Raw genomic sequence first — 21,307 nt, 5'->3', positions numbered from 1 at the left:
CGACGCTTTTTCCCGGCTGCCCGTCCGGGCAGCGCCGCTAAAACGTCATCCGAAACCCGACCTGTATCTGACGCGGCGGAAAAGCGCGCCGGTAGCGATCAGGGGTGACGATGAACCGCCCGCCACGGCGCGGCGGAAGATTGAACTCGGTGTTGAGCGGAGGATTCACCGGTGGGAAGGTACGTCCGAACTCGCGCACATTGGTTCGGTTGAAAAGGTTGAAGGCTTCGACAATGCCTTCGAGCTTGAAGCGGTCCCGGTTGATGCAACGCCGCGCCAGGCGCACGTCGAGATTGTAGAACGCTGGCGTCACTCCGACGTTGCGCCCCAGCCCGGCCGGCCGGTCATTGGCATCGCCGTTCCGATTCAGGTCCACACCGGCCAGCAGATTCCACGGACGCCCCGAAACCGCCGTGAAGATGTAGGACAGGGTGTAATCCCGCAGCAGAAGGTGTTTGGAATAGTCCAGCTTCCACACCCCGGACAGCACGACCCGGTGGCGGGCATCCTGAATGGACAGCGCACGCTCCCCGCGAACGTCGAGCGGCTCGGCAAATTCCTGCAAAGACGTACGGAAATCCACATAGTTGTCAATGGCTTTCGACAACGTGTAGCTGGCGCGACCGGTGAAGCGTCCGACCCGCCGTTCTACGCCAAAGGTGACGCCGTGATAGTAGCTGTCATAGGCGGCGGCATATTCATTCACCGTTCCCCGGCGGGGATCGAGACGGCCGTTGATGACGCTGTCGAGCGGATCAACACCCGGACGGACGACCGGGTTGATGGTGCGCAGCGACAGAATGCGGTTGCCACGGACGTAGTTATAGACCACCGAAAACAGCGTCTGGCCAACCTGGGACTCCAGGCTGAGGCTGGCCTGCTGGGTGTAACTGGCCGGCAGGCGCCGGGCAAACTGAAACTCCAGTCCAAACTGGGGGACAGGCTGAATGCCAAAGGGGAAATCGCCCGATGGAGGAAGCTGCCGGTTGGGCTGGGTAAAGGGCAGGATGCTGAAGGGAAACGGCAACACGAGTGTCCGGCGCGTCACCGGGACAACGGTAAAAATCGGAAACGTCAGATTGCTGGCCGTGAACAGGCCGTAGCCGCTCCGTACGGTCAGTTTCTGGAGAGGCTGCCAGACCAGCGCAATGCGGGGCGATACGAGGCCGTTGTTTTCCGGCGTGCTGCGCGCGCGTATCAGGTCATAGCGCACACCAAGATTGAGCTTTACGGCCGGGTGCAGTGAAACATCATCCAAGGCAAACAGGCTCCAGGCCGTTTGTGGTATCCGCGTCGGCTGCGGGTCGAGAAAGCCCTGCCGGTAGTCATTCGTGATGGGCAGGACATCCAGGGGCAGCGCCGGAAAGCCGGGGAAACGGTTGGGCAGACCAGCCCCGATGAGCGCCAGTACGGCCCGCTGCTGGGGTGTGCGCAATGTCGGGTCAAAAGCCTGGAGCGCCGACATGGACGGTGAGCCGGGCGGACCGCCCAGGGCAGCAAGGCTGACCGTCGAAAAGTTGGCCTGTCCGCCTTCGCTGGCCGGCTGGCGCTGCCGTGAATCCACCCGCAGGACATCGCCGCCGAATTTCATCTGGTGGCGGCCGCGCACCAAACCCACAGAGGTAAAAAACTGGTACGTCTGCGTATCGCGGAACTGCGGCAGAACGAGGGATTTCCCAAAGATGACCTGTCCTTCCGGGGCATTGATGGCAATGCGCGGCCCCGGATCGGCAGCGCCGATGTCCTGCAGACGGGTGCTGTAGAGAAAGCGGCTTTCCACCACAAAGGCCTGCTGGCTGACAAACGTGTTGTTGACGGCCAGGTTGTGGTCGGTCAGCCGCTGCTCTCCGGTGAAGGTGCTGGCGGTCAACCCTCCGAAGGGTTCAAAAGCCGTATTCACCTGCCCCCCGTAGTTGTAGCGCACCGTGAGGTTGTCTTCCGGTGTGATCTGCCAATCCCCCCGGACAAGGGCCGTCGAGCCACCGGTGCTGAAGGGAATGCTTCCGGTCTCGAACCGAAATCCATTGCGCAGCGCTGCAGCGCGCACGGTGTCGGAAATGGTCACGACGGTGTTCTGCCTGATGTTGAGCCGCTCTCCGGTCACAAAGAAAAACGCCCGGTTGCGCCACAGCGGGCCCCCGGCCGTGAGGCCATACTGGTACTGCTCGAAAGGCGGCTTGCCGGGCGTGAGGGATTCCCGCGCACTCAGGGCGGCGTTGCGAAAGAAGCCAAAGAGTGACCCGCGAAACTGGTTGTCGCCGGACTTTGTGATGATGTTGATGATGCCGCCCAGGGCGCGCCCGAACTCGGCGGAATAGCCATCCGAAACGACCTGAAACTCACGTACGGCCTCCTGGGAGAATGTCGAGCGGATGCTCCCGGACGTGGCATCGTTGTTGTCCAGCCCGTCAATGGTGAGGTTGTTCAGCCGTGGTGACTGGGCATTGAAGGAAATGCCCGACGTTGCCGTGGCGCCCTGGTCGGGCAGGTTGTCCGGGACCGTTCGCGCCGCCGTGATGGCAAATTGCAGGAAGTCGCGCCGGTTGATGGGGAGTGTCGGGATTTCATTCTGCCGGATGTTCGTGGCCGATTCCGCCGCGCTGCGGGCATCGGCCACGACTTCGATGACGTCGGTCGTCCCGGCCGTGGCCAGCGTGATGACCACCAGCGCCGTGGTACCCAGCGAAAGGCGGACGGTCTGCCGTTTGTCCTCGAAGCCGGCCGCCCGGGCGCGCAGTTCGTAGTCCCCCGGCGGCAGGTTGAGAAATTCGTACGTGCCGTCCTCACGGGACTGAACGGTGCGCTGCATCCCGGTTCCCATCTGAAGACAGACAATTTCCGTGCCGCCGATGACCGCCCCGGAAGCGTCGCAGACCCGCCCGGTGATCGTGCCGGTTGTTGAACCGCTCTGGGCGTAGCCCACCGGTGACAACAACCACAGCGCCAGAACCAACAAGCTGATAATCCAGGGAACACGGACGGCCATGACCCAATCTGACCTCGATGCAGGCTCTTGTGACACAAAAACCAAAAAAGCGTGATTAAACTGTTTCAATCTGGCGCCTCACAAGGCGCTTTGCGAGTGGCATCACCCTCAAGTAGCTCAGGCAGGCCAATTCCGGGCGCCGTTCCGGCGGATGACCTGCCAGGGATCACATCCGTCCCGCACGTGCAGGCAGCGCCGGATGTCTTCGGCATTCGAGTAATCCACAAGAAATTTGAGCGGATACTCCCAGAAAGCGTGGGCGAGGAGCGGCCAGCCGCCCGGCGCATGCGCATTGAAGTAGTCAAAGTGGACGTCGGCCGTGTCGGCGTCGTCGAAGTTGAAGTGCAGCGACGCCACGGGCGTGTCGTTTTCCGAGAAGTTGTATCGCTCTGGATGCAGCCGGCTGTTGAACCGGCCACGCCATGTTTGGCGCAGATCGGTGAAGGTGGCATCAGCGCGCAGATCAGAAAGCAGGGACGCCGTTCCGTAGCGCGGATGAAAGCGCAGACCGTTGAAGCCCACTTCCTGATTTGGCTGCTCGAACCAGATGTGCCGCCACAGGCGCTTGCGTTTGAGCGCCCAATAGAAGTTGAGGAGGTCGCCCCGCCGCCGACCAAACCAGGCAAAGTCAGTGGCCGTCACCCCCGCTACGCCCAACTCGGCCTGCACGGATGGGTGCAGGGCATCCCAGGTGGGCAGGGACGGCTCATCAATGGGTGTGCGCGTCCGGGCCAGCCACGTTCTCAACACATCCACGCGACCTAGGCCGGCTCATCCTTGGGCACGAGGCCGATGCAGTGGTAGCCGCCGTCCACGTAAATGACCTCACCGGTGATACCACGCCCCATGTGCGACACCAGAAACAGGGCCGTGTCGGCGACTTCGGCCACTTCCGTGGGCCGGCGCAACGGGGCCACGGCGGCATGGTGTTTGAGCATTTTGGTAAATCCCTGAATGCCCCGCGCGGCGAGCGTGTTGATCGGACCAGCAGAGATGGCATTGACGCGAATGCCATAAGGGCCCAGGTCGGCCGCCAGATACCGGACGCTGGCTTCGAGCGCCGCCTTGGCCACGCCCATGACGTTATATCCGACGACAGCCCGCTCACTGCCGAGATACGTCAGCGTCACGATGCTGCCGCCGTGGTCTTTCATCAGGGGCAGTGCTGCCCGCGCCACAGCCGTCAGCGAGTAGGCGCTGATGTCATGGGCGATGCGGAAGCCTTCGCGGGAGGTGTCCACAAACGCTCCTTCCAGGTCTTCCTTGGGCGCGTAGGCCACGGCATGCACGAGAAAATCCAGCGTACCAAAGTTGGTTTTGACAGCCTCGAAGAACGCCGCAATGTCGGCGTCACTGGTGACATCACAGGGGGCGACGAACGGATTGTCCAGCGTGGCCGCCAGTTCACGGACGTTGGCTTCAAGACGTTCGTTCTGGTAGTTCAGGGCCAGCGTTGCACCGGCCTGTGCCGTCGCCTGGGCAATCCCCCAGGCGATGCTGCGCTTATTTGCCACGCCGAGAATCACACCTTTTTTACCGGTAAGCATGATGAGGGGTCCTACCACACAGTGAGGATATGGATGGCCGGGCCAAACCACTGCCAACCATAATGGAAAAAGGCTTCGGTTGACTACCGAAGCCTCAAACGGGCATGCCCGTTGTGTCTGTCGCTGCTTCCTGCGGCCAGGCCGGTGAAGGGCCGGACGTACCACAGATCAGGATTGGATCAGGACTAGCCGCCGCCTTTCTTGAGCTCGACCAGTACCTGTTTGGCCACCGCCTTGAGCGTATCGAAAACACCCGTGCCCTTGTAGGCGACAGCTTCAAACACCGGCTCGCCTTTGCGCATGAGTTCTTTTTTGAGTTCCTCGACCGGCAGGGCGCTGGGCAGGTCACGCTTGTTGAGCTGCAGGACGTACGGAATTTTCATCAGGTCATAGCCCTGCGCCTTGAGGTTCTGCTCCAGGTTCCAGAGCGACTCGATGTTGGCATCCATACGCTCTTCCTGCGAGTCGGCCACGAAGACCACACCATCCACGCCTTTGAGAATCAGCTTGCGGCTGGCGTCGTAAAAGACCTGTCCCGGCACGGTGTAGAGGTGGAAACGGGTCTTGAAGCCCCGTACGGTGCCGAGTTCCAGCGGGAGAAAGTCAAAAAACAGCGTCCGGTCGGTTTCCGTGGCCAGGCTGATCAGCTTGCCCTTCGCCTGCGGAGAAGTCGTGTCGTAAATATATTGCAGGTTCGTCGTCTTCCCGCCAAGACCGGGGCCGTAATAGACGAGCTTACAGTTGATTTCACGGGCAGCGTAATTGATGAACGTCAAGGCAAGCCACTCCTCGCACTACAGACAGAACCTGAAAAAGCGCTTGGGCGTAGAAATGTTGTTCCTCTACACCTTCTCAATCAGAAAACAAGTTGTCAATATCGTCCTCGGTGATTTCGGCAAAGGGTGATTCAAGATTGACGCCACGGGCCTTTTCCTCCTCGACCTTGCGGGCAATGGCTTCCAGCACTTCCGCCATATCGGTTGCGGCCCGCTTGACCCGGAGGCGCACCAGCCCCAAGCTCGACCGCTCATCAAAAATGACGACCAGAATCACCCGCTGCGCCACAATCGAGATGTGGATGTTATCCCGTTCCCCCTCGTGTGACAGAACCGGAAACTCTTTTTCACCAACCAGATGCGCCAGTGCATCCGTGGCAGCGACGTTGCCGGCGGTCAGCGAGGCCAGGCTGGTGGTGTCAATCGCACCGACATCCCCGTGGTCGGCAATCTTCTGACCGTTCTTATCGATCAGAAACACCATTCGGGCGTTGGCGTCTTCGCACAGGCGGGCAATGATGTTCTTGATTTGCTGATACTCTTCACCGTAGAGCACCAGCGCGGCACTTGACATGTTTTACCATCCTCGTCGAGAAAGGTAGCGCGTGCTGCCTGGTTTGGCTATACCCAAATTACATCAGCAGCCATAATCTCTCGTCCAGTGGGCGCGGTTGAGGCATCAGCTCCGTCGTTCACACGTTCACTCACACACGTTCACACACACGTTGGCGGCTCCCACGGCGCGGCACAAAAACCAGGTTTTGCCCCCATTTCATCGCCATTCGCCACCCAAGCCGGACACCAACGCAGCAATGTGCCTGAAGTAACCGGCTTCATAGCATAGGCGAAAAAACGCTTTCAAGGGCATTTCTCGGAAGCCCGCCCCCCAGTCACGGAACAGGCTGCGGCCCCCGCCAGGAAGCCCCCGGAACCATGGCTTTCTTGACGCCACCCAGGTGATTCCCTAGTATCCCTCATCGGGCCTGACTTCTCCGCCGAAGTGTCCGGCACATTACCCAAGTGGTCCTGGCAACGTAGAGTGACGTTGCCGCACCCCGTTCGATTTTCTTCAGCCCAGGCACACCCATGCTTCTCGACAAGGTTCTTGCCAAAATTTTCGGTAGCGCCAACGAACGCTACCTCAAGCGGATTCGTCCCCTCGTGTCGGCCATCAACGACCGGGAAGCCAGGCTGCAGGAGCTCTCCGACGCCGAACTGCAGGCCCAGACGGCGCGGTTCAAGGAACGGCTGGAGCAGGGCGAGTCCCTCGATGATCTGCTGCCGGATGCCTTTGCCACGGTTCGCGAAGCCTCACGGCGTGTGACCGGGATGCGCCACTTTGATGTCCAGCTCATCGGCGGCATCGCCCTCCACCACGGACGCATTGCCGAAATGCGCACCGGCGAAGGCAAAACCCTCGTCGCCACCCTGCCGGTGTATCTCAACGCCCTGACGGGACGCGGCGTGCACGTCGTCACCGTCAATGACTACCTGGCCAAGCGCGACGCCGACTGGATGGGCAAGATTTACCGGTTTCTGGGTCTTTCCGTGGGCGTCATCCAGAATCACCTCTACGACGATGAACGCCGCGAAGCCTACGCCTGTGACATCACCTATGGCACCAACAACGAGTTCGGCTTTGATTACCTGCGCGACAACATGAAGTATTCGGTCAAATCCTGCGTCCAGCGTGGCCACCATTTTGCCATCGTGGACGAAGTGGATTCGATCCTCATTGACGAAGCCCGCACGCCGCTCATCATCGCCGGCCCCTCGGACGAATCGAGTGAAAAGTATTACCTCGCCAACGATGTCATTCCCAAGCTCAACCCGGCCACCGACTATCTGGTGGACGAAAAAACACACACGGCGGCGCTGACCGAAAGCGGCATCGAACGGGTTGAAAAGCTGCTTGGGGTTGAAAACCTCTACGACCCGGCCAACTTTGAGCTGCTGCACTGCGTCAATCAGGCGCTCAAGGCCCATACCCTCTACCACCGCGACAAGGAATACATGGTGCGGGATGGGCAGGTCATCATCGTGGATGAGCACACCGGGCGTCCGATGGACGGACGGCGCTGGTCAGATGGCTTGCACCAAGCGGTGGAGGCCAAGGAAGGCGTCAAAATCGAGGCCGAAACCCAGACGCTGGCGACCATCACGCTCCAGAATTACTTCCGCATGTACGAAAAGCTGGCCGGGATGACCGGAACGGCCGAAACCGAAGCGGCGGAATTTGCCAAGATTTACAACCTGGAAGTCACCGTGATCCCGACGCACCGGCCGATGATCCGGCAGGATTATCCCGACCTCATCTACCGGACGGCCGAAGAGAAATGGAACGCCATTGTTGAAGAAATCAAGGAACGGCACCAGACCGGTCAGCCGATCCTGGTCGGGACGGCTTCGGTTGCCAACTCGGAACTCGTTTCGCGGAAGCTTTCCGCTATTGGCATTCCTCACAACGTGCTGAATGCCAAGTACCACGAACGGGAAGCGGAAATCGTTGCCCAGGCGGGGCGCAAGGGAACAGTCACCATTGCCACCAACATGGCTGGCCGCGGTACGGACATTCTGCTTGGCGGCAATCCCGAATTTCTGACCGACGCCGAACTGCGCCGGCAGGAACGCAATCCGGCAGAAGTCCCCCCGGAAGAGCGCCAGGCCCTGTTTGAGCAGATGAAAGCCCAGACGGACCGGGAGCATGCTGAAGTCGTGGCGCTCGGCGGGCTGCACATCATCGGGAGTGAACGGCACGAATCGCGCCGCATTGACAACCAGTTGCGCGGACGCGCCGGCCGGCAGGGCGACCCCGGCTCCTCGCGGTTCTACCTGTCACTCGAAGACGACCTGATGCGCATCTTCGGCGGCGAGCGGCTCAAGAACATCATGCTGACGCTGGGCATGGAAGAAGGCGTCGCCATCGAAAGCCGCATGGTGTCGCGGCGGGTGGAAGCCGCCCAGAAGTCGGTCGAAGCCCATAACTTTTCCATCCGCAAGCATCTGCTCGAATACGACGATGTGATGAACCTCCAGCGCGAAACCATTTACAACCTGCGGCGCGAGTTGATGGAAGGCGCGGAAGGCGGGCGGCAATTCATTCACCTGGCCGAGGACCTGCTCGCGGATGTCATCCGGCGCTACCTTCATGGACGCCCGGAAGAATGGGACGTGGACGGCCTGCGCGTGGCCCTGCTCGATCTCTACGCCTATGACTGCGAGGCCGAAAACCTCGACTTTGACCGTCTGAGCCGGGATGAAATCCGCGCCAGGGTATGGCAGACCATCCTTGAGCGCCACCAGGCGCGTGAAGCCAAAATTGGAGCTGAAAATCTGCGCCAGCTTGAACGCCACGTGATGCTCAACATCGTTGACGCCCACTGGAAAAAGCATCTGGCGACGCTGGACCACCTCAAGGAAGGCGTCGGACTGCGCGGGTATGGGCAGAAAGACCCCCTGATTGAATACAAGAAAGAATCCAGCCGGCTCTTTGAAGAGATGATTGACCGGATGGACGAAGAATGCGTCCGTATCCTGTTCAACATGCGCGTCGAAGTCGCTGAAACCTCGGCGCTCGACTTCGAGGACGAGCTGTCCGCACGGGACGAAACCACCAGCGACGAGTTTGAAGTTGCCGGGGAAGTGTCCGCGCCGCCGGCCCTGCCGCGCGCGTCCACGCAACGCACCCCAACGGCTTCCCTGCCGACCCCCCGCCCGGCCACCGGGCAGGTGTACACGGCGGCCAACGCCGGCGCCGCCCGGGCCGGTGAAGGCGGAACGGTCGTCCGCCGCACACCCAAGATCGGACGCAACGAACCCTGCCCCTGCGGCTCCGGCAAGAAGTACAAAAACTGCCACGGCGCATAAGTGGTTTGTAAAGCAAAGCGTGGCATTTTCCCGGCTACTCTGATAAAGGTACGGGCCAGCACCCGTATTTCATTTCAACACACCACCGCCTGCCCCAAGCTGGCGCGATTGTTTTCGGGTGGCTGGGCGGTCGGCGACCATGACGCATGCATGCAACAACTCGAGCGGCGACAGCTCTTTCGCTGGCGCTTTCCCTCTGTCTGACGTTGGCGACGGGATGTGGAACGGCCTCCCGCAAACTCATGGCCGGCACAGATGCCAAGCCGGCCAAATGTGAGCCGGGCAAACAAGGCGGGACACTCCGGCTGGCGCTGTCCTTTGGACCTTTGACCTTCAACCCCTTCGTGGATTCCACCCCCGATACGCTGGCTGTCCTGCGTAAGCTCTACGGCACGCTGCTGGATTACGACTTTGAAAAACAGGTTGTCGAGGACAGCGGTCTGGCCACGGCGGTCTCCCTGGCCGGTGACGGGAAAACCTACCGGGTGACGCTCCGCAAGTGCTTTTTTTCGGATGGCTCTCCCCTGGTGCCGGATGATGTGGTCTTCTCGTACGAACAAGCTCTCAAGGCTGGCTCTGCCCTGAGCGACCTGCTCAAAACCGGTGTGGGCAACGAGCGTGGGGACGCCAGGTTCAGCATCGTTGACCCCCAAACCGTAGAGATTCAATTCAACGATGCCATTTCGGCTGATGCTGCGAAGTTTGTCTTTGCCCGGATTCCCATTGTCTCCAAAACCAACTTCCCGACGGTTGCGGATGACCCGACCAAAATCGCCTGCTCCGGGCCTTTTGTCGTCAAATCATTTTCACCCAACAAGGAGCTTCGGCTGGCAGCCAATCCGAACTACTGGAAAGTGGACAATGCCGGTACGGTGCTGCCCTACCTCAACGAAGTCGTCTATGACTTGGGGGTGGATCGCAAGACCCAGTCGGAGCGGTTCGTCGAAGGCAAGTACGATGTCATTGACTACCTGCTGCCAGAGCAGGCCAAGGCCGTGGAAGGGCAGGCCAAGGTGCGTAACGCCGGTGGCTCGCTGCGCGTGTGGACGCTGGTGGGCAACACCCGGATTGACCAGACCAAGGTGGACCGGAACCGCGCGAAACATTTTCTGAACGATGACTTCCGGGAAGCCATCTCACGGCTGGTTGACCGCAAACGCCTGGCCGCGTCCGTGCTGGGGGGCAACGCCGACCCCTGCTTTGGTCTCATCACCCCCGGCAATACCACCTGGTATGACCCGAATGCACCCCGCTATGAACCCAATGTGGAAACGGCCAAAGCGGCCCTGCAGGCCGCCAGCTACAGTTACCGGGACGGCAAACTCATTGACGGGATCAAGGCGCCAGTACGCTTCAAGTTCATTGTTCCCAAAGAGCCAACCGCTGTTGCCATCGGGCAGTCCATCGTACAGGACCTGACCGCGGCCGGACTGGACATCGTGCTGGACGAACAACCCCTGGAAAAGTGGTGGAAAGCGTTGACCTCCGGGGTTTTCGACATGATTCTGGTCGAAATTCAGCCGGAACTCCCGGACCCCATCTTCCTCCAACCCTTCGTGACGGGCAGCCGCCCCTACTTCGCCGAGCCGGTCATCACCAATGTGCAGACCGACCTGCGGGGTTACGACTGGTTCAAGAAAATAGCCAAAAACTTCGACCTGGCACTGCGCCAGAAAACCATTGAAGAGCGGCGCAAACTCTATAACGATTTTCAGCGAAGCTGGAATGAGGTCACGCCGGTTCTGCACCTTGTCTCGGAACACACCATTGCCGGGGCCCGCTCCAATGTGCTGAACGTCCGGCTGGCGAAATTTGACCCCGCCGCCACGTGGAATCTCGAAGAGCTTTACCTCAAGTAACCATCTCGTCCGTCAAGCGTCGTCTGCTGTACTATGGGTTTTCGCAGTGTGTGTAAGTCATGAAAGCCTGTCCGCAATGTCGGCGTACGTACACGGCAGACATCGCCTTCTGTCCTTACGACGGAAGGCCGCTGTCCCAGGTGTCCGATGAAGAAGAGCTCGGCGAAGACCCGCTGGTGGGGCGGGTCTTCATAGACCGCTACCACCTCACGGCACGCATCGGCGAGGGGGGGATGTGTACGGTGTACCGCGGCACTCACGTCCTGACGCGCAAACTCTGGGCGGTCAAGATTCTCCACGCCGAACTGGCCGCCCAGCGCCGCGCCGTCAAGCGGTTTCAGAAAGAAGCCCAGGCGGCCAGCCGCATTGACCACGCCAACGTCATTCATGTGACCGACTTCGGGACGAGCGAAGAAGGCTACGTCTATCTGGTCATGGAGTATCTCGAAGGTTCGACCCTCAAGCGGGCCATCCAGACCGATGGGCCGTTTACGCTCGACCGGACGGTACACATCGTACGGCAGATTGGGGAAGCCCTGGATGCCGCCCACGCCCAGAACGTCATTCACCGCGACCTCAAACCGGAAAACATCATGCTGCTGCCCACGGACGAAGCCGAGCGGGAACGGGTCAAGGTGCTCGATTTTGGCATCGCCAAGGTGCAGGAAGACACCACGGACAGCGCCCCGCTCACGGCGCAGAACATGGTCATGGGCACGCCGCAGTACATGTCTCCCGAACAGGCCAAGGGACTCGAACTCGATGCGCGGTCAGACATCTACAGTCTGGGGATCATCACTTACGAGATGCTGACCGGCAAAACGCCCTTTCACGGCGGCCCCTCCAAGGTCATCCTGAGCAAACACGCCAACGAGATTCCCCCTTCGCCCCGGCGACTGCGCCCCGACCTGTCGGCGCACGTCGAGCGCGTCATCATGCGGGCGCTTGAGAAAAGTCCCCTGCGGCGGCCGCAGTCGGGCAGTGAATTTGCCCGTGAGTTGGAACTGGCGGTGCGCCTGGCAGCCACCATGACCAAACGGGAGGCGGAACGCGCTTCGGTCGTCGCAGTGCCGGCGCTCCCCCCGAACGTGCCGGAAGTGCCTGAACTGCCACCGCCTCCAAGCCGTCCGGGCGATACCATCATGGCGTCCCAAACCGTCGTGGCCCGTGAAGTCCCCCGGCGGAGCGCAACCTGGCGCACAGTCATCATTGTGGCCGTCGTCATAGCGTGTGTGCTCCTGGGCAGCATCATTTGGTGGTCCCTGCGAAGCTAGCCGACGGTTCCGTTCACGACATGCCGCGTGCCTTCCCTGTCGTATGTCACCGCAGCCGGGCGTGTCGTGTGATTCCACCTGTGAGGACTTCTCCCTGTGAAGCGACGTTCCTTTCTCAGCCACCTGGCCTTGTCCCCGGTAGCCTGGTCTCTCCTGCGCCTGCGGACCGAAGGCACGGGAACCGATGCCCTGCTTTCCGGCCCGCTGGTTGGTTACAGCGAAATGACTGAAACGATGATCTGGCTGCAAACCCGGCGGCCGGCCCGCACCCAGATACGCTATTGGGTGCAGGGGAAGCCGGAGACGACCCGGCTCAGTGAGGAACACCACACAACCCATGCCGGAGACGGTATCGCCAAATTCACCCTTTCCGGGCTGACGTTCGGCACACGCTACGAATACGAAGTTTATGTGGACGGGGCGCGCATTGAGCGGCCCTATCCGATGACGTTTCAAACCCAGCCGATGTGGAAATGGCGAACGGAGCCACCGCCCTTCAGAGTGGCTTTTGGTTCGTGCCACTACGTCAATGACCCGCCCTTTGACCGTCCAGGACGGCCCTATGGCGATTCGCCCAAGGTGTTTTCTGCCATCCTGGCCCAGAAGCCCGACGTGATGCTCTGGCTGGGCGACAACTGCTACTACCGCGAGGCGGACTACCAGACCGAAGCCGGGATGCGGTATCGCTACGCCCACACCCGCGCCCAAGCGGAACTGCAACCGCTGTGGGCGGCCGTCCACCACTACGCCATCTGGGACGACCACGACTACGGGCCGAATGATTCGGATCGCACGTTCCGCCGGCGGGATACGGCCCTGCGCATTTTCCGGGACTACTGGTGCAACCCGACCCACGGCACACCGGAGACGCCGGGCTGCTTTTTCCGGTTTGATTGGGCTGATGTCGAGTTCTTCATGCTCGACGGGCGTTACCACCGGATGCCCAATCACCTGCCCGACGACGCACCAGACAAAACCATGTTGGGGCCGGAGCAGCTTCGCTGGCTGCTGGAGTCATTGCGTTCCAGCGAGGCCACGTTCAAGGTGGTCGTCAGCGGCGGACAGGTGCTCAACCCTGTTTCTCCTTGGGAGTGCTTTGGCCGGTTCAAGGTTGAACAGTCCCGGATATTCGATTTCATCCGTTCGGAAAAAATCCCCGGTGTCGTCTTCATTTCGGGAGATCGCCACCTGGCCGAACTCAACCGGCGCCTGGAACCGAATCTCTATCCGCTCTACGACTTCACATCGAGCTCCCTGACGGCCGGCGTGGCCACGCTCTCCAAGGCCGAGCAGGACAACCCCTGCCGGGTGCCGGGGACGCTGGTCGAGAAGCACAACTTCGGCATTCTGGAGTTTTCCGGCCCACGCGCCAACCGTCTGCTCACCATGCGCTGCTTTGACGAAAACGGCAACGAACAGTGGAAACGGGAAATTCCCATCAGCGAGTTGCGCTTTCCACGCCCATCGGACGGCTCAGGACGGTAGATTGAAAGGCAACGTTCGGCTACGATACTCCGTTGCGGCAGCGCCGCCGACATTTTCTATTGGTTTCCGTCGTCGTTTACCAGTCATGCCTTTTGCGCCGAGGTGTTCCCGCCGCTGGATACTATGGTTTCTCACTGGCTGGCTGCTGCTGGTGGGAATGCCTGGGAACCTTGTGACCAACAACGCACAAGCACAGCAAGCCCCCCTGAAGCCGGAATCCCTGCCGGACAATGAACTTCCCCCGGTTCAACGGGATACCCTGCTGACCGGGCTGCCCATCCTGGTGACGGAACGCCCCGGCTCGACCTCCGTCGCCGTGGCGGTCGTCATCAAGGTGGGCGCGACGTTTGACCGGGTGGGTAAGGCAGGATTGGCCCGCCTGACGGCGGAGTGTATCCGTGGCGGCGGCGGTGGCTACGACGCCGAACGGGTGCGGCTTGAACTGGAAGAAGCCGAAGCCCAGCTTCAAGTTGATGTGGACTGGGACCAGACCTGCCTTCTGGTGACGGGACCAGCGCGCCAGGCGGCAACCCTGATTGATTTGCTGGGACGGCTGGTGACGACGCCCGATCTGGCCCGGCGCGATGTTGCCGAAACCCGCTTCAAGCCCTTTCAGGAAGCGGCCATCGCGGCCGCCCGTGCGGCCCAGACCGAGGAAGCCGCGGCTGACGCGCTGTTTTTCCAGACTCTCTATGACGCCCATCCCTACCATCACAATCTGCTGGGGACGCCGGAGAGCGTTGCCGCGATTACGCCGGCCGATGTCGCCGATTTTTACCGCCGGCACTGGCTTCCCAACAATGCGGCTGTCATCATCGTTGGTGACATCACCGCCTCCCAGGTACGGGGTGTCACACGCCGCGCCTTTGGCGGCTGGGCGAAGGGCAAGCCGGCGCCGGCGACCTTCCTGCCGCCCAACCCTCCAGATCAGCTTCGCCTGGTGCACCAACCTCAGACCGGACCCTCCGGCGGACAGGTTCAGGTGCGACTGGGCGGCATTCTGCCGGAAGCTACCGCCGAGACCCGCGCCACGTGGCTGGTGCTGACGGAGTTGCTCAAGCGCCGCTGCCAACCCTGGCAATTGACACTTTCCCACCGCCGGCTCCCGGACAGCCCGTGGATGCTCAGCGGAGTCTGCACCCCGGAAACGGCCCCGGCGCAAATCGAACGGCTCCTTCAGCTTCTCAGCGAACTGCGGGATACACCACCGGGTGAGGCCGATGTTCGTGCGGCCCAGGCGGCTGTCGCATCGGCGTCCCGTGACCGTGTGCCCAACAACCGTGATCTGGCACAGCGTCTGGCACGACTGGAAACCTACGGCCGCAGTCCAACAGCCGAAGCTGACATACTCAACCGCGTAGCAGCCGTAACACCGGCGGATTGTCATGCGCTGGCGCGTGAGATGCTGGGACGTGGGCGGTTGATCATCGTCTCTGGCGGGACGGCTTCGCTACAGGCCAGCTTGGCCAAATTTGGAACCGTCGAAACCATCCAGCCGTGATAGGAATACACCTTGGGATGTCAATGTCTTGCCGCCTGGCCTGACCTGCCAACCTTATGAGGATGCAGAGTGGATGATGATGCGCGACGATTTCCCCGACGATCAGTTCTCCGACCATCAGCTCTCTGGATACCCGTTTTCCAACCACGGAACGGCCGAACCGTTACCGGGGATGCGGCTTGTGGATAGCCCCCGGAATGGAGCTGCACCGACCAGCGTCTTCCGGCCTGAAGTGGAAGCCTTGGCGAACGGGGACGCCACGGCTCCGGCCGATGAGATGGCCCCGGGCCGGCTTCCGCAATCAGAAGGGAGTCAGCCGGAAATCGTCCCACTGGATGACGTCACCACAGAAACCAGCTCTGAGACGTTGGCGCAGACCACAGGAACGGCTATCCCCCAGAACGGATGGGGTGTGGCCGCGCCGGAAGCCGCCGCATCGTGCCTGACCGATGCGGTCATGGCGGCTTCGGGGCCGGCGGATGCCTGGTCACAGCCTGTATTCCGACCGCTGTGGACGGTGGATGACCATAAGTCATCTTCCGGCCATGGCCTGGGCGATGAAGCCGGCGTGGTCATTTCCACGTTCACTGGCGCGTCGCCCGCCTGGAAACACTGGGTACGGGAAGGGTTAAGCATCGGACGGGATGTGCTTCTGGCGCTCGTCATCGCGCTGCTCATCGGGCTTTTCGTCATTCAGCCCGTCTATGTCAAAGGCACGAGCATGCTGCCGCATCTGCATGAGGGGGAGCGCCTGTTCGTCAACCGCTTCATCTACAACTTTTCCAAAATCGAGCGTGGCGACATTGTCGTGTTCTACTACCCCAAAAATCCCCAGGAAAGCTTCATCAAACGTGTGATTGGCCTGCCCGGTGATGAAGTCACCCTGGCCAACGGCAAGCTTTACATCAACGGCAAGCTCGTGCCGGAAGGTTATCTGTCGAGCGACTACACGACGATTGTCAGTCCACCCCGGACATGGGTGGTTGAACCCCACCACTACTTCGTGATGGGCGACAACCGCGACGCCAGCAACGACAGTCGCAACTGGGGACTCGTCCCGGAAATGTACATCTATGGCAAGGCGGTCTATCGCTACTGGCCGGTAAGCGAGATGGGCTTCATCGAGGATGAGCCGACCGTCCTCGAACCGCTCCGCCGTCTGCAACGGATGGAGGACCGGCCGGAACTCCCCCCCGCTGAGTGAACGGGTGTGCGCAGCAAACCCGGACACAGTTTTGCCCCCGACTTTATCTCACCAGGGAACCCGGCGCGCATGCAGGATACCGCAACCTACGCCTGTGCCTACTGTGGTGAACCCAACGTCACCTTTCCTGACTGGAGCGGCGGCCGCCGGCAGCAGTACATCGAGGACTGTACGGTTTGCTGCCAACCAAACGTGCTTTACCTCACTCTCGACCATGACGGTGAAACGGTCTGCGTCTTTGCCGAGCCAGGCTGATTTTTCGCTTTCTCCGGGTGGCGCAAACCTGGGCAAAAGTCACCCACTCTGTAAGCTTGCTTACACACGCCGATTTCCTCCATCACTATACTGGCGCCGGTAAATCCCTCCGCAAGCGTGGCAATTTCTTCCCCGGCACATGCTTTCTGGAACGATGATCGCTTGAATTCCGGCTTCACGAGCAAGGAGTCTCTATGTCCGAACTGTCCGAAGTGGACAAAACCAAACGTCTGTTTATGGGGCTTGGCTCCATTGTGATTGGCGCCGGCATTGGTGGCGCACTGGCCTATCCGATTTTTCAATTTGCTGTCGGAAACGCACTCAAAACCGGCGAAGGCGGTGAAGACAAAAACTGGATTGACCTCGGTTCAGTTGCCGATTTTGAAGAAGGTAAGCCAACTGCCAAAAAGATTACCATCGAGATTCGGGACGGGTGGGTGAAGTCATCTTCGGATGAAACCATCTGGGTCGTCAAGCGGGGCAATGACTTTCTGACCTTTACGGCGACCTGCCCGCATCTGGGCTGCAAAGTCAACTGGATTCCAGAGCGGAATGAGTATTTCTGCCCCTGTCACAACAGCGCCTTTGATGTCAGCGGCGAGAAAAAACCAGGTTCGGCTTCAGCGCGCGGACTCGATGCGCTCGAACACCGTGTCGCCGACGGCAAACTTCAGGTCGTTTTCCAGAAATTCAAGAACCTCCTTCCAACCAAAGAGGTTTTTTCGTGAAGATACACACGGCAGTTCTGACTGCTTCAGCCGGCGATAGCCCCCACGCCTCGGCACCTGTTGCTCAGTAACAGAAACAGTCCTAGAAAGGTTTTCTCAGCTATGGCTTCTCCGGCAATTCCACAGTCAAATGGTGGTACGTTAGGGAAAATCTACGATTGGGTTGATGAGCGCGCCGGAATCAGTGAAATCATGCACGAGCTGCTTGATGAGCCGATTCCAGGTGGAACGAAATACGCTTACGCTTTCGGCAGCGCGCTTCTGTTCATTTTTGCCCTGCAATCCATCACTGGTGTTTTCCTGGCAATGTACTACGTGCCGAGCGCCGAAGATGCGCACAAATCGGTCGAGTACATCATGAAGGAAGTTCCCTTTGGGGCTTTCATGCGTGGTATGCACCACTATGGCTCCAGCGCCATGGTCATCATGGTGGTGCTGCACATTCTCCAGATCGTCATCTGGGGTGCCTACAAGCAGAAACGCGAACTGCTCTGGCTGGTCGGGGCCGGGCTGCTGCAACTCGTGCTGGCGTTTTCACTTTCCGGCTACCTGCTGCCGTGGGATATGAAAGCGTACTACGGGACGGTGGTCACGGTCGGGATTGCCAGCGAAGTCCCCATCTTCGGAGACATGATCAAGCGCATCATCATTGGCGGCACCGAAATGGGCACCATTACCATTTCGCGCTTTTTCATGGTTCACGTCTTTCTGCTGCCGGCGCTGATGGCCGGTGGCATCGCCGCCCATCTCTACCTGTTCCGCAAGGCGCAGCCAGCCGGGCCCTTCAACATGACCGAGCAGGAAGCCATGTTCAAGGTTGAGCCCTTCTGGCCCGGACAGGTCTTCAAGGATGCGGTCTTTTCGCTGGTGGTGTTTGCCATCCTGGCTTACCTGTCCTGGACGACACTCGCCCCGCTTGAGCCCAAAGCTGACCCGTCCCAGACCCAGTATGTCGCGCGCCCGGAGTGGTACTTCCTGTTCCTGTTCCAGCTTCTGAAATACTTCCCCGGCTCGACGGCCATCATTGGCTCGCTGATCATTCCCGGCATCGTGATGGCCATCATCACCTTTCTGCCGTTTCTTGATCGCAACCCGGAGCGGCATCCGCTCAAGCGTCCCTTCATCATGCTGGGCACGGTTGCGCTGCTCGTCGCCATGGGCACGCTGCACCTGCTGGCCAAGCGGGATGACGAACAGAACTTCGCCGCCCAGCTCAAAGCCCAGGAAGAGGAAGGTGCGCGCTTCCTGAAAGAACCGTTCGAGCCGAAAGACACGAGCCAAAAAGCCGCTGTCCTGGCCGCACCGGCGCCGGAAGCTTTTGTGAAAAACTGCGCCGTCTGCCACGGTGAACAGGGCGAGGGCGGCCCGGCCGGACCCAAACTCACCGGTGTGGCGAAAAAACCCGGACGCAGCAAGGAAGAGATTGCCGGGCTGATTGAAAATCCATCGGCCTATGGTGCCTCCAAGATGCCGCCTATGCCCCAGGTTTCGGCTGCCGACCGGGTTGCCATTGCCGACTGGATTCACACGCTCAAGTAACCTTCCTGACTGTATGGTTCTCAATGGACGTGCCTGCCGAAGCGGCAGGCACGTTTTTTTGATGCTTTTCAGAAAGCCGGCAAATCCCTGGCGCACAGCAACAGGCTATGGCTCAGCCAAAAATCCGGCACTTCAGCCGGCGTGCAGCGATAAAGATTGGTTGGGGCAACTTGTCCGAGATGGCCGTTGGTCTGGTGCGGCCGATCCACTAACTTCGGGTCAGCGTCCCCAAGTCGCACATCCTGTCAGGAGGAGAGCTGTTATGTCTGCTGCGGTAGCCCTTCGCCCCCTTCCCCAAAAGCTCTCCACGGAAGTCGTCTTCAAAGCCAAGCCATCACCGCCCATTGCGCCCAGCCCGTCGCCCGAAGGCACCATCGGCCGCGACATCCAGCCGCCGGTTTATGCGCCGGTGCAGCACGAGACCTGGCGCATGCTCTACGACCGTCAGTTGGTTGCCATCCAGGGACGGGTGTGCGAGGAGTATCTCGTCGGGCGTGAAAAGCTCCAGTACGAACGGGAGCGCGTTCCCCGACTGGCGGATTTGAGCGAACGCCTCCGCGCATGCACCGGATGGCAGTGCATTCGGGTGGAAGGCTACGTTCCAGAAGCGACGTTTTTCCTGCTGCTGGCCCAGAAGCTCTTTCCCTGCACGGACTTCCTGCGCCATCCGACCGAACTCGAATACACGCCGGCGCCCGACATGTTCCACGATCTGATGGGGCACCTGCCGATGATTACCAACCCGCGCTTTGCCTCGTTTTTCCGCAAATTTGGCGAGGCCGGAATTAACGCGCGGGACGAAGCCGATACGGTCAAACTGGGGCGGATTTACTGGTACACAGTCGAATTCGGTCTCATCAACCCCACGGCGCACGCTGGCGCTGACCGCGACCCACGGCTGACGAAAATCTACGGGGCTGGTATCAGCTCCTCCGTGGGGGAAATCGAACATGCCCTCTCCGACCAGGTGAAGAAGACTCCCTTCGACATCGAGCGCATAACGGAAACGCCGGTCGAAATCCATCACATGCAGGAAGAACTCTTCGAGATTGCTTCCTTCGACGAACTCGAACAGTCCTTTGAAGCCTGGGCAACCGCCCAGGGCCTGATGCCAGCCTGACCAAATGCTCAAAGCGGGACGGGTGTCCAGTCCGTCCCGCCATACGGCAACTGTTCAAGCTGCCAGTTCCCCGTCGGGGTTGTCCGGGTACACCGAAAGACATCTCCGTAGGCAATCCTGATGCTGAGTGTCGCCTGTGGGTCACAACCGGTCATCCACTGAAGCAGTGCGCGAATTGTGCCGCTGTGGATGACGAGAAGCGTGGTTCTGTCCTGCCAGTCGTGCAGCCAGGACGTGACCCACGGGATGACCCGCGCCTGTACATCGGCAAAGCACTCGCCTTCGGGAAAGCGTACCGTGGCTGGCGTGGCGACCCACTCCCGTGCCGTCGCCGGGTAGCGGGCTTCGACCTCGGCGAACGTCAATCCTTCAATGGCCCCGAAATGGATTTCCCGCAGGGCCGGGTCGGTTTGCACCGGCAGACCGCGCGGCCGGGCAAAGTAGTCGGCACTGGTGATTGCCCGTGTAAAGTCGCTCGCAGCAACAGCGGCCAGCGTCACCCGGCGCAGTCTGGCGGCACATCGGGCCATTTGCCGGTGTCCTTCGGGATGCAGCGGAACATCCCGCCAGCCATAACAGCGTTGTTCGGGGTTGTCGGTTCTGCCATGCCGCAAAAGCAACAGACGGGTCGCCATCCCGGTTGCCAGCTCAGGCCGGGGAGGCTGACGGCAGGGACGTCAGCAGACGATTCAGAAAGGCGTCATCCCGGCCGCGATGTTCGGCTGTATGGCGGGCCGCCTGGTCACAGGCTTCCTGCTCCGGGTGGCCGGCGTGGCCCTGCGTCCACTGCCAGGTGACTTCATGCGCGGCCGCGGCGCGGTCAAGCCGCTCCCACAGCGCGTGGTTGGCCCGCCGCCGGAAGCGGCCGTTCATCGTCTCAACGACATAGCGCGAATCCGTCACAACGGCCGCCCGGCAGGGCTGCCGCAGCGCCTCCAGCCCGATGCAGGCCGCCACGATTTCCGCCTGTTGATTCGTGGCCGGGCCGAGATACTCGACGACAAACTTGCGCGTCAGCCCTTTCTGCCCCCGGTGTTCAAGCAGTGCCGCGGCAGCGGCTGAAGCCGTGTCACGTCCGTTGCCGAGACTTGAACCGTCACACACGATGCGTACTTCCGGGAGCGTTGTCATAACCTTCATGCACACGGTAACTTGTCGTTCCCGAC

Annotated in this window: 17 protein-coding genes; 10 read left to right on the top strand and 7 right to left on the bottom strand. The window is 60.6% G+C overall.

Annotation, left to right across the window (positions count from 1 at the left end; genetic code table 11):
• Window positions 1-37: 37 nt before the first annotated feature.
• The 5 genes from J8C05_RS03745 to J8C05_RS03725 all read right to left on the bottom strand — a co-directional run bounded on the left by J8C05_RS03745 (window position 38) and on the right by J8C05_RS03725 (window position 5,883).
• Window positions 38-2,986, bottom strand: a complete 2,949-nt coding sequence (locus J8C05_RS03745) for a TonB-dependent receptor (protein ID WP_211422851.1) — start codon at window positions 2,984-2,986, stop codon at window positions 38-40.
• Between the two features lie 117 nt (window positions 2,987-3,103).
• Window positions 3,104-3,742, bottom strand: a complete 639-nt coding sequence (locus J8C05_RS03740) for a hypothetical protein (protein ID WP_211422850.1) — start codon at window positions 3,740-3,742, stop codon at window positions 3,104-3,106.
• 5 nt (window positions 3,743-3,747) lie between these two features.
• Window positions 3,748-4,533 (bottom strand): enoyl-ACP reductase FabI, encoded by a 786-nt coding sequence (locus tag J8C05_RS03735; RefSeq protein WP_014099277.1) that lies wholly within the window; start codon window positions 4,531-4,533, stop codon window positions 3,748-3,750.
• A gap of 185 nt (window positions 4,534-4,718) precedes the next feature.
• Window positions 4,719-5,309, bottom strand: coding sequence for a GTP-binding protein (locus J8C05_RS03730; RefSeq protein WP_014099276.1), 591 nt, complete (start codon window positions 5,307-5,309; stop codon window positions 4,719-4,721).
• A gap of 76 nt (window positions 5,310-5,385) precedes the next feature.
• On the bottom strand, window positions 5,386-5,883 hold the full coding sequence (locus J8C05_RS03725) for a roadblock/LC7 domain-containing protein (RefSeq protein ID WP_014099275.1): 498 nt from the start codon (window positions 5,881-5,883) through the stop codon (window positions 5,386-5,388).
• A gap of 512 nt (window positions 5,884-6,395) precedes the next feature.
• Between J8C05_RS03725 and secA the strand changes: the two genes are divergently transcribed.
• From secA to J8C05_RS03675, 10 genes are all read left to right on the top strand, one after another.
• A complete protein-coding gene (gene secA / locus J8C05_RS03720; protein ID WP_211422849.1) occupies window positions 6,396-9,176 on the top strand; it encodes a preprotein translocase subunit SecA in 2,781 nt (926 codons plus the stop codon).
• A gap of 146 nt (window positions 9,177-9,322) precedes the next feature.
• A complete protein-coding gene (locus tag J8C05_RS03715) occupies window positions 9,323-11,035 on the top strand; it encodes an ABC transporter substrate-binding protein (protein WP_211422848.1) in 1,713 nt (570 codons plus the stop codon).
• A 140-nt stretch (window positions 11,036-11,175) separates the two neighbouring features.
• Entirely contained in the window at window positions 11,176-12,309 is a 1,134-nt protein-coding gene (locus J8C05_RS03710) for a protein kinase domain-containing protein (RefSeq protein ID WP_211422847.1), read from the top strand.
• Between the two features lie 96 nt (window positions 12,310-12,405).
• Window positions 12,406-13,794 (top strand): alkaline phosphatase D family protein, encoded by a 1,389-nt coding sequence (locus J8C05_RS03705; RefSeq protein ID WP_211422846.1) that lies wholly within the window; start codon window positions 12,406-12,408, stop codon window positions 13,792-13,794.
• Between the two features lie 157 nt (window positions 13,795-13,951).
• Window positions 13,952-15,295, top strand: a complete 1,344-nt coding sequence (locus J8C05_RS03700) for a M16 family metallopeptidase (protein WP_211422845.1) — start codon at window positions 13,952-13,954, stop codon at window positions 15,293-15,295.
• A 73-nt stretch (window positions 15,296-15,368) separates the two neighbouring features.
• Window positions 15,369-16,499: a signal peptidase I gene (lepB, locus tag J8C05_RS03695; protein ID WP_246840741.1), complete on the top strand. Its 1,131-nt coding sequence runs from the start codon at window positions 15,369-15,371 to the stop codon at window positions 16,497-16,499.
• A gap of 69 nt (window positions 16,500-16,568) precedes the next feature.
• Window positions 16,569-16,754 (top strand): CPXCG motif-containing cysteine-rich protein, encoded by a 186-nt coding sequence (locus J8C05_RS03690; RefSeq protein ID WP_058866477.1) that lies wholly within the window; start codon window positions 16,569-16,571, stop codon window positions 16,752-16,754.
• A gap of 194 nt (window positions 16,755-16,948) precedes the next feature.
• On the top strand, window positions 16,949-17,482 hold the full coding sequence (locus tag J8C05_RS03685; protein WP_211422844.1) for a QcrA and Rieske domain-containing protein: 534 nt from the start codon (window positions 16,949-16,951) through the stop codon (window positions 17,480-17,482).
• Window positions 17,483-17,584: 102 nt separating this feature from the next.
• Window positions 17,585-19,021 carry a cytochrome b N-terminal domain-containing protein gene (locus J8C05_RS03680; RefSeq protein WP_211422843.1) on the top strand — a complete coding sequence of 479 codons (1,437 nt, stop codon included), beginning with the start codon at window positions 17,585-17,587 and terminating at the stop codon, window positions 19,019-19,021.
• 262 nt (window positions 19,022-19,283) lie between these two features.
• On the top strand, window positions 19,284-20,141 hold the full coding sequence (locus J8C05_RS03675) for a phenylalanine 4-monooxygenase (RefSeq protein WP_211422842.1): 858 nt from the start codon (window positions 19,284-19,286) through the stop codon (window positions 20,139-20,141).
• 8 nt (window positions 20,142-20,149) lie between these two features.
• On the opposite strand, the gene J8C05_RS03670 is transcribed toward J8C05_RS03675, so the two are convergent.
• Both J8C05_RS03670 and J8C05_RS03665 read right to left on the bottom strand, forming a co-directional pair.
• Entirely contained in the window at window positions 20,150-20,776 is a 627-nt protein-coding gene (locus J8C05_RS03670) for a histidine phosphatase family protein (RefSeq protein WP_211422841.1), read from the bottom strand.
• A 13-nt stretch (window positions 20,777-20,789) separates the two neighbouring features.
• Window positions 20,790-21,272, bottom strand: a complete 483-nt coding sequence (locus J8C05_RS03665) for an RNase H family protein (RefSeq protein WP_211422840.1) — start codon at window positions 21,270-21,272, stop codon at window positions 20,790-20,792.
• Between the last annotated feature and the right edge of the window lie 35 nt (window positions 21,273-21,307).

Origin of the sequence: Chloracidobacterium sp. N, assembly GCF_018304765.1 — a bacterium.
GTDB classification, from domain to species: Bacteria; Acidobacteriota; Blastocatellia; order Chloracidobacteriales; family Chloracidobacteriaceae; genus Chloracidobacterium; species Chloracidobacterium aggregatum.
Note: the sequence above shows the minus strand (reverse complement) of the source record. Positions and strands in the feature narration are given on the sequence as shown.